The following is a 13623-nucleotide window of genomic DNA, read 5'->3' on the forward strand; positions in this document are numbered from 1 at the left end:
GGACGAGTCTTTGAAGCGGCGCAATTGTAAACCTTCGAGCCGGGAAATACGAAAAATTGGAGACCGAGAATGGAGCTGATAGATGCGGGTCCCGGCAAATTATCCGCTCGCGTCGAGGCTCTGTGAGGCGGCACAAAACCGCTTGACTTTAAGAAGGCGATCCAGTTAGATGGCGGGACTGTAAAAAAGGGACGCTCCAGTTTCACTTGCGCAGTGGAGAGTCCATTCGCTCGCGTCCGAGCGACCAACGTGGGGTGACCAATTTATGATGAAACGAAGCGCGCTGCTTACCATCGTTGTTTTGTCCATCTGCCAATTCCTCTATAGCCAAGCCAACGGAAGTTTCTCCGGCACAGTCACGGATAAAACCGGGTCAGTCATTGCGGGCGCGACCGTAAAAGTCACGTCCGAGGCCACGGGCATCTCGCGTGACGCAAAAACGGATGCGTCGGGACACTATTCCGTCCCATTGCTGCCTGTCTCGGATTACACCGTCCGCGTAGACTCACAGGGCTTTCAGGCTGCCGAACAAAGGAATGTCAAATTGCAGATCGACGAACACCGCGAGTTGGACTTCTCACTCGCTCCAGCGTCGGTCAGTCAAACCGTGGACGTAAGCGCCGAAGAAGTAGCTGTGCAGACCACGAATCCGACTCTTGGTCAGGTCATTACCGAGGAACAAGTCGCCCAGTTGCCGCTCAATGGCCGCAATTTCGTTCAGTTGGCGACGCTTACTCCGGGCACTACGCAAGAGACCAATCCCAACAGCTTCTTCAACGGCGGACCCAGCAGCGAAGTTTCGACGCGCGGTTCTTTTTCGCTTTCAGTCGGCGGATCAAGAGCCAGTGCCACGGACTGGTTGCTCGACGGCAATGACAACAACGAACTAACTGCCGGAGGTATCGCGATCATCCCTTCGATTGACGCCATCCAGGAATTCAAGGTCCTTACCTATAACTACTCGGCGCAATATGGAACCCGCGCGGGCCCGACGGTAATTCTGTCGACCAAGGCGGGCGGCAACAAGTTCCACGGCTCGCTGTTCGAGTTTCTCCGCAATACCTCGTTTGATGCCAAAAGCTTTTTTGCGCAAAAAGTAGAGAAATTCAATCTCAACCAGTTTGGTGGATCCCTTGGCGGCCCGATCGTAAAGGACAAGACTTTCTTCTTTATCGACTACGAGGCAAAGCGGTCGCGGCAGGGCAACAACTTCCTGGGAATCGTACCCACGCAAGAAATGCGGAATGGCGACTTCAGTCACACAATCACGGGAGCTGACAACCCAATCGGGTACATTCACAATCCGTTTGTTACGGGAGCCGACAATACAAACTTCCAGTGTGACGGCGAAGGATCTCCGATTCCGGGAAATGCCGACGGTTCGCAAGCTCCCGGTGTGGATTGCAACAAGATTCCCGGCAACTTGCTTGATCCGGCGGCAGCCCAAATGCTGGCTTCCACGGATTTCTATCCTTTGCCCAACACGGACCCGGCAGTGAGCAACGGGAACAACTTCATCAATGCTCCTTCAAGGAAGGTTGACGAGGGGAAATTCGACATCCGGCTGGATCACAATTTTTCCTCTAAGGACTCGCTGTTCGCGCGGTTTAGCTATGACCAAGCGACGGTGTTCATCCCTGGCGGATCTCCAGGATTTGCCGAAGCCAATGCCTTCGGCAGCACGCAGGACATTGACAACCATGGGCGTAACGTCTCACTTTCCGAGACCCACATTTTCTCGGGGAACAGCATCAACCAGTTCAGTGCAGGTTATAACCGCATATTCAATCACATTCGTTCCAAGGGGAGCGGGACCTGCATTTCCGAACAACTGGGTATTCCGGGAGCGAACCTGGGTGGAATCAGCTGCGGGTTGACGTCCATGATCATCGGGGGCGGTTTCTGGTCTCTGGGCGATCGCGGGTTTGCACCGTTCCAGGGTGGTACGAACGTGTTCACGATCGCGGATTCGTTCGACATGATCCGCGGGAAGCACAACATCAAGATTGGCGGCGAGCTGCGCATCAACCAATTGAACGTGGCCACCAACGCATTTCAAGATGGATTCCTTGTCTTCACGAACGCGTGGGCGGGCGATAACATGGCGAATTTTGCCCTCGGCTTGCCCGACTTGGCTCTCCATGATCAGACCTTTAAGGGCTCAACGACAGGCCGGCGCTGGAAGCTGTTCCGCCCGTACATTCAAGACGACTGGCGTGTAACTAACAACCTGACATTGAACCTCGGCTTGGCTTGGGCCCTCGTGACCCCCGTCACCGAAGCTCAGAATCGCCAAGCGAATTTTGACTTTGCAACCGGCAAGTTCCTCATTCCGGGGCAGGGTTCTGACTCCAGAGTTGGCGTGCAATGGGACAAGCGCGCCTTTGAGCCACGTATCGGGTTGGCATGGAAGCCCTTTGGAAGCAACAAGACTGCGGTCAGAGCTGGCTACGCGATCTTCCACGATTCTTCCTGGAACCAGGGAGGGCAGGGCTTGTGGGAGAATCCACCCTTCTTCGCGGAATCCAATTTCGCGGCATTCTTCCCCGATGCATGCCCGTTCGAACTAGCTGCCTGCCATCAGACATTCGACTTGGCAGCAACTGGCAAAGGGATTTCTCCAAGTGCTCTTTGTCCAGCTGAGACGTGCGCATCGGGATTCCCAATCATCTCTCAGCCCACCGACCCGGCCGACTTTGGCGGCAACATCTTCTCGCAGAATCTCGACTTCAAAATGGGAACGGTGCAGCAGTACAACTTCAACGTCGAGCGTCAGTTACCGGGCGATATCGTGTTAACGGTTGGCTACGCGGGGTCGAAGAGTACACACATCCTGGTGGATGGACAAAACTTAAACGTGAAGTCTCCCTCTGCCTGCGATCCAGGCGACCCGACGTTCGACCCCAACTACAAGCTTGGTTGCGGTCTGGGGAACACGGTCGCGTACCCGCAGTTCGGGAACATTCAGAACATTAACGACATCGGTTCAGCACGATATGATTCGCTACAAATCAAAGCCGAGACCAAGAGTGCTCGGCACGGCCTTTATGCCCTGCTGAGCTACACTTACGCTCGAGCGTTCGACAGCGGCTTCTCCGATGGCCTTGGAACCGGCACGGGAGCTACCTACTTCCCGCTGCCCGGCACTTCCAAGGGGGATTGGGCGCTCTCGCAAATCCACCTCAATCACAACTTCTCGGCGAGCGTGATCTACGATTTGCCTTTCGGGAAGGGCAAGGAATTCGGAAACAGCTGGAGTACACCGGTCGATGCCGTTCTCGGTAATTGGCAGATCAACGTCATTGAAAGGATCACTTCAGGATTTCCCATTTTCATCACGACCAGCAACAACACAACCGGAGTAAGTTTCGCCAACAACGGAAACAACTCCATCCGGCCCAACCAGACTTGCAGCGGGAAGATCGGCAATCCAACTCCGGCTAAGTGGTTTAACACGGATTGTTTTGAAGACCCAGCACCAGGGCAGCTTGGCACCGCCGGTCGATCCCCTCTCTATGGCCCAGGCTTCGTGAACACTGATTTTTCTGTGGTTAAGCAGTTCACATTGCTTCGCGAGAGAGGTGTGAATCTGGAATTCCGTGCGGAGTTTTTCAACTTGTTCAATCACGCGCAATTCTTCCAACCGGACAGTGACCTAGCCTCTGGCACGTTCGGCAAGATTTCGCAGACTGTGAACAACGCTCGATTGACACAGTTCGCTCTCAAGCTGCATTTCTAGAGCGTACGGCGGGCGGATATCAACCTCGGGCAGACTGAGTTTCTGGAAACCATCCAGACAGTCAGTCTGCCCTCAATTTTGTAATCGACAGTCTCGCGAGGAAACATGGTTCGCTTTCCAAAGAGTGCCTTCGCGTTCTTGCTGGTTAGTCTGTTCGCAGTTCCCGCCTCCTCCCAGAAGGTCAAAGTCATCGTCGACCAGGACGCCCGCGGTCCCGGCACCAGCGACCAGCAAGCAATTCTCGTCTTTCTCAACTCGGAAAAGTTTGACGTGCTGGGCATCACCACTGTGAGCGGCGATCAGTGGGTACGGGAAGAGACGCAGCATGTGCTGCGGATGCTGGAAGTTGCCGAACGGACGGATGTGCCCGTCATTCAGGGAGCTGAGTTTCCTCTGCTGAATTCCAAAGAGGAGTCCGAACGCTGGGAAGCTCTCTACGGCAAGCTGGAATACAAGGGCTGCTGGACGGAGCATTTCGCGGCAAAGAGGTCGACCATCTATGACGAGCCCTATCACGCGCCTGACGTGATCCCTCCGATGCAGGAAGGCGCTCCGCACGTTCAGGTAGCTCCTGGCACTGCGGCTGAGTTCATCGTCAAGATGGTGCATAAGTACCCCGGAGAGGTCGTCCTGTGGGCCGGGGGACCCCTTACAAACTACGCCCTGGCTCTGAAGCTGGATCCGGAAGTGGCTACGCTGGCAAAAGAGTTTGTCCTGATGGGTGGCGGGTTGTATGCCGACAAGGGGGCCATCGATCCGGGAGCGCTCGATGCACGGCGCGAGTTCAACTGGTGGTTTGATCCGGAAGCGGCTCGCATCGTCCTGCGCGCTCCGTGGAAGAAAATGACGATCACGCCGGTCGATATTTCCGTCAAGACGCGCTTCACGACGGAAATGAAAGCGACGATCGCGAAAGCGGGCACTCCAGTCACGCAATATCTCGACAAATATTCCCTGCCCGGCTACATGTGGGACGAGATTGCTGGCGCGGCGATGATCGATCCATCGATTATCACCGGGCAAAAGCAACTCTACATGGATATCGACGTCGATCACGGCCCGAGCTATGGCAAGACGCTGTTCTGGGACGCCAAGACTAAGGTTCCTCCCTATATGCGGCTGGCCAATGTCCAGTTCGACATCGACGCGGAAAAGTTCTACAAAATCTACATCGACTTGATGACGCGGGCGCCGCACAAATGACGAAGCAATCCACCATCCGATGGACAGTCGCAATCTTCCTGCTGGCAAACTGCATCGCGATGGCGGAGCAGCGCCGCAAGGTCATCATCAACGAAGACTTCTCGGGACCCGGCGGCAGCAACATGCAGACGCTGCTTGTTTTGGTTCAATCTCCGCAGGTCGAAGTACTGGGAATAACCGTCGTCAGCGGCGACCAGTGGCGCGACGAAGAAGTTGCCCACACTCTCCGATTGCTGGAGATCATCGGCCGGTCTGACATTCCCGTCATGGCCGGAGCCGCATTTCCACTGGTCCGCACGCGGGAAGAATCGCAGTTGTGGCAGCAACGGTATGGAAAAGTCGGTTACGCGGGCGCATGGGATACCCGCTGGTGGCACGAGCACGACGTCATTCCTCCCATGGCAGAAGGCCAACCAACCACCAAGGTTGCCGATGAGGATGCCGCGCACTTTCTGATCCGAATGGTGCGCAAGTATCCACACGAAGTCACCATCTATGAGGGCGGCCCTATGACGAACCTGGCGCTCGCGACTTCCCTTGATCCGCAGTTCCCCGAGTTAGCGCAGGAACTCGTCTTCATGGGGGGCAGCCTTGCGCCGGTGAGCGACAGTCCCGAATTCGACAACACTCCGCGTCACGAATTCAATTTCTGGTTTGATCCGGAAGCAGCGCAGATCGTATTGCGCGCCCCCTGGAAAAAGATCGTCTGCACACCGACTGATGTTTCCGTAAAGACGCATCTCACATCGGCGCTTGTGAAACAGATCGAGGCGAGCGGCACTCCCCTGGCGAAGTACTTGTCGCGCTTTGCAATGTACAACCCCGGCGCCGACATTATGTGGGACGAACTTGCGGCAGCCGCGTGGATCGATCCGACGATCATCACGAAGAAAGAAACTCGCTTCATGGGCGTCGATCTGGACCACGGGCCCGGATACGGAAATACGCTGACGTGGAGCGACAAAGTCAAACCGGCAATGACCGTGCAGCCAGTGGAGATTCAGGTGGATCTGGACACGGAGAAATTTTACAAAATTTTTGTCAGCCTGATGAGCGCACCCACTCCCAACGCACACTGACGGTTTACGGCTTGTCGGGATGAGCCGCGGGCTGTGGGTCGCGCAGCGCAACTACAAATTGCGGGATTGCCAACCGCTCGCGTTCGGCCTCGGCAGCGGCCATCTTGGACGACAGTTCGTACAACTTCAATTCCTGTTGAGCTTTCCCTTTCTCTCCCGCGCGCCGGTACGCTTGCGCCAATCGATAGTGCGGTTCCTCCATCTGTGGATTCACCTCCGCCGCCCGCTGGAACGCGGCAATCGCCTTGGACGAATCTCCCGCATCTGCGTAGATGATTCCCCGCAACAAATACGCAGGCCCCAGCTTTGGGTCGAGATGCACAGCGGCGTCCAGGAGGGACGCTACGTGAGTCTTGACTGCTGCATCTGCTGTGCCTTGAGCAGGCTTCCAGAGAGCGGCAGCATAGTAATAGTTCGCAAGCGCATTCTGCGGGTAGAGGCGGACAAATCGGGCCAGACGGTCGATCACGGCCACGGAGGGGACCACGCCGGCATTTTGCATCTTCGCAAGAAAGAGGTAGGGCGCCTGATCCACGGGATTCGAATCCGATGCCGCACAAATGCAATCAGTAGCCTTTTCGTAAGACCCGCGCGCATACCATGCGACTCCGAGTCCAATCAGCATCCGCACTGAATTTGGGAAGAGCCGATTCCCTCTTGTGAAAACTTCGATAGCGGGGTCGTGAGCACGATGTGCCAGAAGTTCTGTTCCCCAATCGAAGAGATACGGTTCGGTCGGGCTCAGTTCGGCGGCGCGCTGATATTCGCGGACGGCCTCCAACGGACGCTTCAGTTCTTCTTCAATACCGCCAAGTTGATGATGTAACGCGGCATTGTTCGAATCGCGCTCGATTGCCTGCCGCAGCGATTTTTCTTCCTGTGCCAGAGCGGCGGCGGAATGAACGCTCTCCGCCTGCTTGCTGAGTGAGACGGTGTCTTTGGCCAGGGACTCCTTCGTGCGCACCACCGTGTCCGAACCGTGTCCACCGAGATTGGTTGCATCCGCAACCCCGGCCACCGTGAACTGAGGTTCGTCGTAGAACTGTGGAGACGTCGAGGTGGTCTTGCTTGCCTGTGGAGGGTCTGCCGGCTTTGCCTTCGTGGGCTGACACTGGGCGTCGACCAAAACCGGTGCCAGCAGCGCCATCAGCGCCACGAAACAATGCATGAGCCGCCACTTCGAATGACTGTTGGGCACGATAGGTTAGCGTATCAAAACGCAGTGAATTCTAGCCTCTCACCGGCTGCGCAGCAAATTCGCAACGAGGCCACGGTCTCCGCCAAGAATCATTTCTTTTGACTTGCGGACGCGTATAATCCCGTGACGCCCGTGGGGGCTTCCAGTAAACAGCGCAGCCGCTCGCAAAACAACAATCAGGAGCACGTAGAAATGTGTGGAATTGTTGCGCTCTTTTCGCGCCGCGATCCGATCGCGGAAGAGGTCGTGTACAGAGCGACGAGAATCAAAAATAGCTAACGATCGGACCCTGAAGTTGTTAATGAGCGCATGCGTTCTGCAAGAGGGATTTCGGTTAGCGTCATAGATTGCTCGGGAGGATTGCTCAATGAGGCTGCATATCGCCGCTCTGCTCGCTGCTCTTTCCATATTCGTGCCCGGTGCGGTTGGCGCACAGCGAATTAAAGTGATCGTCGATCAGGACGCGCGTGGCCCCGCGACCACTGACATGCAGTCAATCCTGATCTTCCTTCAGTCTGACAAATTTGATGTGCTAGGCGTGACCACGGTCAGCGGCGATCAGTGGGTCAAAGAAGAGACCCGGCGCACGCTACGACTGCTCGAAGTCGCCGGCCGAACCGATGCCCCCGTCATTGAAGGCGCGGAATTTCCGCTGCTCAACTCCAAAGAAGAAAGCGAGCGCTGGGAATCCCTGTACGGCAAGTTCCGCTACAAGGGCTGTTGGAGCGACTTCTCCAACCGGCCTGCCAGCACGCCACCCGCATTTCGCGAAGGGTATCACGAGCCGAACATCGTGCCGCCGCTGGTGGAGGGCGAACCCAACGCCAAAGCCCTCAACGAAACTGCGGCGCATTTTATCGTTCGCATGGTCCATCAGTATCCCGGAGAAGTGGTGATATGGGCCGGCGGCCCGCTGACCAATGTCGCGCTCGCTTTGCGACTGGATCCGGAAGTGGCAACACTCGCGAAGAGCCTGGTCCTGATGGGAAGCGGTATGTATTCGGACAACGGCGGTATCGGAGGCGTGGATGGGCGGCGCGAATTCAACTGGTGGTTTGATCCGGAAGCAGTACGTATCGCCATGCGGGCGCCTTGGAAGAAAATTGTCATCACACCCATCGATGTCTCGGTTAAGACAAAACTAGGCGCAGAAATCCGGTCCGCCATTGCGAAGGCCGACACTCCGGTGGCGCGCTACCTTACCGCTTACTCTGTTGATAGTTTCATGTGGGACGAGCTTTCCGCGGCGGCGATGGTCGATCCTTCGATCATCACCGGGCAGAAGGAGCTTTACGTCGATATCGACATCGACCACGGTCCCAGTTACGGACAAACGCTATTTTGGAGTCCGGGCACAGTGCTTCCTCCCTATGAGAGGCTGGCCACCGTGCAGTTCGATGTCGACACTACGAAGTTGTACGATCTGTACATTAAATTGATGACGCAGCCGCCACGATCCGTAAAATAGCGGCTGGAATTCTCGGGGCAGTTTCAGATAAGGAGCAACATGGGCGAACAACGATGGTCCGGAATGACACGACGGAGATTTGTAACCTCGTCCGCAGCAGTTTTGGCGGCCAGTGGATTCGCCGGTGAACTCAATGCCTTCGGGCAGTCGACCGCAAGTCGCGGCCCTTTCCGCGTCATTATCGACACCGACCCCGGCGTGGACGACGCGCTCGCCCTGTTGCTGGCCATGCGCTCGCCTGAACTGAAGATTGAAGCGATCACTCCGGTGGCAGGCAATGTGCCCCTTGAATTGACGCTGCCCAACGCCCTGCGCCTGGTGGAAATCGCAGGTCGTACGGATATCCCCGTCGCAGCCGGTGCCCGAATGCCGCTCGTCCGCCGCCTGGTAACCGCGACGTATGCGCATGGCGAAAATGGACTTGGCGGCGCGGTATTTCCCGATCCGACGATCAAGCCGGTCGCGGAGCCTGCTGCCGAGTATATTCGCCACATCGTCCGCAAGTATCCGCACGAGGTAACGCTAATCACGCTTGGCCCGCTAACGAACATCGCCACGGCGTTGAACAGCGACAACGAGCTTGCAGGCATGGTTCGCGGTCTCACCATGATGGGCGGTTCGCTATCGGGAGGCAACATCACTCCCGCAGCGGAGTTCAATATTTACGTAGACCCGGAAGCGGCGCGCATTGTTTTTCAGTCGGGGATTCCGATCACCATGGTCGGCCTCGACGTAACCCGTAAGACGTCCCTGACGGAGGACCACGTCCGCGTATTGGAAGCTGCACAGAATCCAGTCAGCCAGGCGGCTGGCAAGATCGGCCGCAATGCGATCAATCACAATCGCGAGCGAGGATTCCTGGTCGGACCCAACATGCATGACTCACTCGCCGTCGCTGCATTCCTCGATCCGACCATTCTGAAGTGGCAGGAATACTATGTCGATGTCGAGACGACGGGTGAGATGACTTCTGGCGAAACGCTCGGCTATAGTCCCGTTGCAGGCGATTTGAAGCGTAAGCCAGGGACGGAGAAGGACGTGCAAGCTAGCATGACGATTCGGGGCTCAGCGCCGACTCTTGCCAGCACGAAAACGTCGCCGGTGGTGCGAGACAAGTACGTGCCGAACACCAACGTGGGTGTCGACGTAGACTCAGCACGATTCTTCGATCTATTAATTGGACGGCTGGCAGGGAAAGCGTAGTCCATGTATACGGACGTTAGCGTTTCTGGAAGTTCGATACTCTCGAGGTGAATATGCGATTGGGCCGAATCCGGGTGCTCCTACTTACTGCGTTGCTGACCTCCTGTTTTCTGTCATGGGGACAGGGCAAGCGCAAGATCATCATTGACCAAGACGCCGCTGGACCAGCCGGCACCGACCTGCAGTCAATTCTCTTGTTGATTCAATCCCCGCAGACTGAAGTGTTGGGCGTGACGGTCGTTACGGGCGATGGCTGGCTGAAGTCCGAGGTCGCGCACACGTTGCGCCTGCTCGAACTCATCGATCGTACCGATATTCCGGTCGTGCCCGGAGCCGAGTATCCTCTGGTTCGAACAAAAGCCGATACGGAACTGTGGGAAAAGCGCTATGGCTCCGTCGAGTGGCTGGGCGCATGGACGCCAAGGTTCTACCACCCGCCGGACCAACTTGGAGAGATGCCGGAAGGCAAGCCTACCACCAAGCCGTCCGACGAAGATGCCGCGCACTTCCTGATTCGAATGGTGCACAAGTATCCCCACCAGGTGTCGATCTATGCGGGCGGCCCGATGACGAATCTCGCTCTCGCAATTTCGATTGACCCCGATTTTGCCGGGCTAGCGAAAGAGTTGTTCTTCATGGGTGCAAGTTTCAATCCGCAAACCGCCGACCCCGAGTTCATCAATAATCCGCGTCACGAATTCAATATCTGGTTCGATCCTGAAGCAGCCCACATCGTTCTGCGTGCGCCATGGAAGAAGATCATTTGCACGCCGGTGGACATTTCCGTTAAGACGCGCATGACGCAAGCGATGATTGACCGCATCAAGGCCGGTAACTCACCTGCTGCCCACTACGTCGGCACCTATGCACGCCTGTTTGGAGAATACAACTACTTATGGGATGAGCTTTCAGCGGCGGCGTGGCTAGATCCCAGCCTGATTACGAAATCAGAAACCCGCTTCATGGATGTGGACCTAAGTCGCGGCGCGGGTTACGGAAACATGCTGACATGGAGTAAAGAGGCGAAACCCAATCTTGACGTGCAGCCGGTGGAGATACAGGTGGATCTCGATACCGAAAAGTTCTACACCATGTTTGTGGACATGCTGAAAGCACCGACTCCGCCCAAGAACTAGCGCAGCGTGGCGCTCGGGCAGAGAACCTTAGTGGCCTGGAACTGCGCTCTTGGCCAGCCGTTCGGCTTCACGCTGCTCTGCCGAAGCAAGCGCCGCACGGCCCGTTTGTGAGTAGACGGCCGCCATCCCGATATGCGGCTCGGGCTCCTGAGGCCTCATTTTCGATGCTTCCTGGAAATAGCGTAATGAATCGGGGTACTGCCCAATCTCTCCGGCCTTGTACCCCAGTTTAAGGATGGAGAGGAAGAGCAGATCCGAAGTCTCTTGATCCTCTGGATTCAAATCGTGAGCGTGGCGCAGCGTCTGATAGGCAGGTAAGTCGTCCCCGAGTTTGGCCAGAATCTTCCCGTCTAAAGACACGAGTTGAGACAGATCTGGCCAGCGTGCAACCGCTGGGGCGATCGCGCTCTTCGCTTCCTCGAAACGCTGCAACTGGTAATATGCCAGCGCGACGTTGAACTGCATCTGCGGCGATTGCGGAGACAGTTCGGCGGCACGCTGAAGCGGCTTAAGTGCAGCTTCTGGATCTCCATGCTGCCCATAGATCGTACCTAGCGCAGTGAGCTTGTCGGCATTTTCTGGATCGTAGAGTTGCTCGCAGACCGCATGTGCTTCCTCGCGAGGCCCGTGATCCAGTTTGAGTGCGCAGTCTAATCTCAGTTGACTCTCCGTCGTATCCCGCTGTCGCTGCTCGTTCGACTGCGTCATCACTCGCTGCGCTTCGTCTTCTCGTCCTTGTTTGCGATACACCATGCCCAGCTGGTAAGAGACACGAGCATCATGAGGATTAGTGCGGACCGCTTCCGTCAGCCACTTCTCTGCACCGGCAAGGTCGCCCTGCTTGAAGCAGGCAAAGCCGAGATAGTAAGTCGTATCAGGGAAGGGTGGATCGGCTGCGGCTTTTGTCAGATTGTCAATCGCTCCGGTGAAGTTGCGCCCGTCGAGGTCGAGCCGGCCCAGGTAATACAGGACGTTAGGATGATCGCCCGCTTCACGGCGAACGATTTCAAACTCTCTGCGAGCCTCCGCCGGTTTATGCAATTCAAACAGGGCCACACCCAGTGGAAAGCGCGCCCGCAAGACCAACTTGGGATCCAGCTTCAAGGCAGCTTGAAACTCAGCGGCGGCCACGTCGTATCGATCATTCTTGAGCGCGTTGTAGCCCTTGCCAATGTGCGCTTCGGGCGTTTCCTTGGACCTTGGCGAAGCAGTATGAGAAGCCTGTCCGGTGAGAACAACGGACGAAGCCACGATGGTCAGCAGCAATATACCGCGCAGAATGGGCCTGTTAACGATGTGAAAGCCGGCAATCATCGCATCATCTCCGGCCAGCCTTCGCCAAGAGAGCGCTAGCTGCATCCTTACTGGCAGCGACTTCGCCTGCGGTCGCGGTCGTCACGAAATCGGAGACTAACTTCTCGCACTGCTCCCTGACCTGGTCATAAGCAGTTGGATCTTGCCCGCGGACGGCGAGCAACTCCTTGAGCCAATGTTTGCCGAAACCGGCGTGCATGGTTTCGTCAGCCCAGTCGAAATCCATGTCATGCTCGCTGACGGCATCACCATAAGCGTGGAACAGTTGTGCCCGAGCGGGTTTATGGCGGATATTCTTGGTCTCAAAAAAGTAGAGCATGCCCAAGAAATAGATCGGATCTTCGCCAGAAGCACTTTCGTAGATATAGGTGCCAAGGGGGATCTCGGCGGGATCCAGGCGCCAGGCCATCAAACGCTCGTAGCCCATGCGGCAATGGCGAGACTCGTCATAGGTCCAACGCGCAGCGTTATGAATCCATTCCCATGGCAGCACGTCGGCAAACGCGTTCAGCATTGCGCCGCCAGCCTCGATCGCCCAGACTTCATTCAAGTGGCTGATCGCGGATCGCATTTGTAGTCGCATTCCTTCTCCGTAGGGATAGTTGGAATCGACAATGTCGGGCCAATAAAAGCGGCAGGACAGAAAGCGTGGATCGCGACCGGGCCGGCGAGGCGTAGCGTAAGCCTTCGAGTGCGACAGAGGCCCCATCAACGCCGTAGACGCCGACGGCTCAACGCCCACGCCACCGACGGCCGCGAGTCGACTTGCTACTGCATCAGTCCAAACCATGGCGTCTGCGCGAAGTTCAGGGTTAAGTGAAAGCGCGGATTCCAACCACTCCTCGTATGCCCTGATCTGTTCTGCCTTCTCGGAAAGTGCTAGAGACAAGAAACGGTGAGTGGGACCATCCGCGATGGAGTCTGACGCCTGAAGATAGCCCTGGTACGCGTTGCGCAACGCGGGCAGCAGTACGTTGCCAATGCTCATCAGAAAGGCCGGGACAGACGGCGAATCCTTGACCGCGCTGAATAGTTCGATCAACGCATGGTCTGCGCCTTCTTCTTCGAGCAAGCGGCTCGGGAAGCGTAATTCGAAGACGCGCTCCCGCAGAGCATGTGCAGTCTCGGAGTTTTGCCACACGAAGCGAGCCAAGCCAGTCTTGATTCCGAGCGGGGCCACAACCGGGATCCACGCCGCCTCGGTGGTCAGCAATGAACGCTCACAGAAGAAGAATCTCTTCAGCAGCTGAGCGGTATCGAACCGCATCCATCGAGCGCGGGGC

Annotated in this window: 9 protein-coding genes; 6 read left to right on the forward strand and 3 right to left on the reverse strand. The window is 56.7% G+C overall.

The annotated features are described in order from the left end of the window. Nucleotides 1-265: 265 nt before the first annotated feature. From HY010_17345 to HY010_17355, 3 genes are all read left to right on the forward strand, one after another. Complete coding sequence (locus HY010_17345) at nt 266-3739, forward strand: TonB-dependent receptor (GenBank protein ID MBI3477500.1); 3474 nt, start codon at nt 266-268, stop codon at nt 3737-3739. 105 nt (nt 3740-3844) lie between these two features. Next, complete coding sequence (locus tag HY010_17350; protein MBI3477501.1) at nt 3845-4942, forward strand: nucleoside hydrolase; 1098 nt, start codon at nt 3845-3847, stop codon at nt 4940-4942. Beyond that, complete coding sequence (locus HY010_17355; protein ID MBI3477502.1) at nt 4939-6021, forward strand: nucleoside hydrolase; 1083 nt, start codon at nt 4939-4941, stop codon at nt 6019-6021. The genes HY010_17350 and HY010_17355 overlap by 4 nt, the downstream gene beginning before the upstream one ends. 4 nt (nt 6022-6025) lie before the next feature. Here the strand turns inward: HY010_17355 and HY010_17360 are convergent, their stop codons facing one another. Continuing rightward, nucleotides 6026-7189 (reverse strand): tetratricopeptide repeat protein, encoded by a 1164-nt coding sequence (locus tag HY010_17360; GenBank protein ID MBI3477503.1) that lies wholly within the window; start codon nt 7187-7189, stop codon nt 6026-6028. A 397-nt stretch (nt 7190-7586) separates the two neighbouring features. Between HY010_17360 and HY010_17365 the strand changes: the two genes are divergently transcribed. The 3 genes from HY010_17365 (at nt 7587) to HY010_17375 (ending at nt 11026) form a co-directional block, all read left to right on the forward strand. After that, nucleotides 7587-8687, forward strand: a complete 1101-nt coding sequence (locus HY010_17365) for a nucleoside hydrolase (protein MBI3477504.1) — start codon at nt 7587-7589, stop codon at nt 8685-8687. A gap of 63 nt (nt 8688-8750) precedes the next feature. Then, entirely contained in the window at nt 8751-9890 is a 1140-nt protein-coding gene (locus HY010_17370; GenBank protein ID MBI3477505.1) for a nucleoside hydrolase, read from the forward strand. A 53-nt stretch (nt 9891-9943) separates the two neighbouring features. Then, nucleotides 9944-11026, forward strand: a complete 1083-nt coding sequence (locus HY010_17375) for a nucleoside hydrolase (GenBank protein ID MBI3477506.1) — start codon at nt 9944-9946, stop codon at nt 11024-11026. A gap of 27 nt (nt 11027-11053) precedes the next feature. On the opposite strand, the gene HY010_17380 is transcribed toward HY010_17375, so the two are convergent. Both HY010_17380 and HY010_17385 read right to left on the reverse strand, forming a co-directional pair. Next, entirely contained in the window at nt 11054-12340 is a 1287-nt protein-coding gene (locus HY010_17380; protein MBI3477507.1) for a tetratricopeptide repeat protein, read from the reverse strand. Nucleotides 12341-12344: 4 nt separating this feature from the next. Further along, nucleotides 12345-13553: a DUF455 family protein gene (locus HY010_17385; GenBank protein MBI3477508.1), complete on the reverse strand. Its 1209-nt coding sequence runs from the start codon at nt 13551-13553 to the stop codon at nt 12345-12347. Between the last annotated feature and the right edge of the window lie 70 nt (nt 13554-13623).

This window comes from Acidobacteriota bacterium (assembly GCA_016196065.1).
GTDB lineage: Bacteria > Acidobacteriota > Terriglobia > Terriglobales > Acidobacteriaceae > Acidiflorens.

Bases quoted from the DNA above. Each gene is read 5' to 3' on its own strand.
- HY010_17355 (MBI3477502.1), top strand. From the start codon at position 4,939: ATGACGAAGCAATCCACCATCCGATGGACAGTCGCAATCTTCCTGCTG.
- HY010_17380 (MBI3477507.1), bottom strand. From the start codon at position 12,340: ATGATTGCCGGCTTTCACATCGTTAACAGGCCCATTCTGCGCGGTATA.
- HY010_17350 (MBI3477501.1), top strand. From the start codon at position 3,845: ATGGTTCGCTTTCCAAAGAGTGCCTTCGCGTTCTTGCTGGTTAGTCTG.
- HY010_17365 (MBI3477504.1), top strand. From the start codon at position 7,587: ATGAGGCTGCATATCGCCGCTCTGCTCGCTGCTCTTTCCATATTCGTG.
- HY010_17360 (MBI3477503.1), bottom strand. From the start codon at position 7,189: ATGCATTGTTTCGTGGCGCTGATGGCGCTGCTGGCACCGGTTTTGGTC.
- HY010_17375 (MBI3477506.1), top strand. From the start codon at position 9,944: ATGCGATTGGGCCGAATCCGGGTGCTCCTACTTACTGCGTTGCTGACC.
- HY010_17345 (MBI3477500.1), top strand. From the start codon at position 266: ATGATGAAACGAAGCGCGCTGCTTACCATCGTTGTTTTGTCCATCTGC.
- HY010_17370 (MBI3477505.1), top strand. From the start codon at position 8,751: ATGACACGACGGAGATTTGTAACCTCGTCCGCAGCAGTTTTGGCGGCC.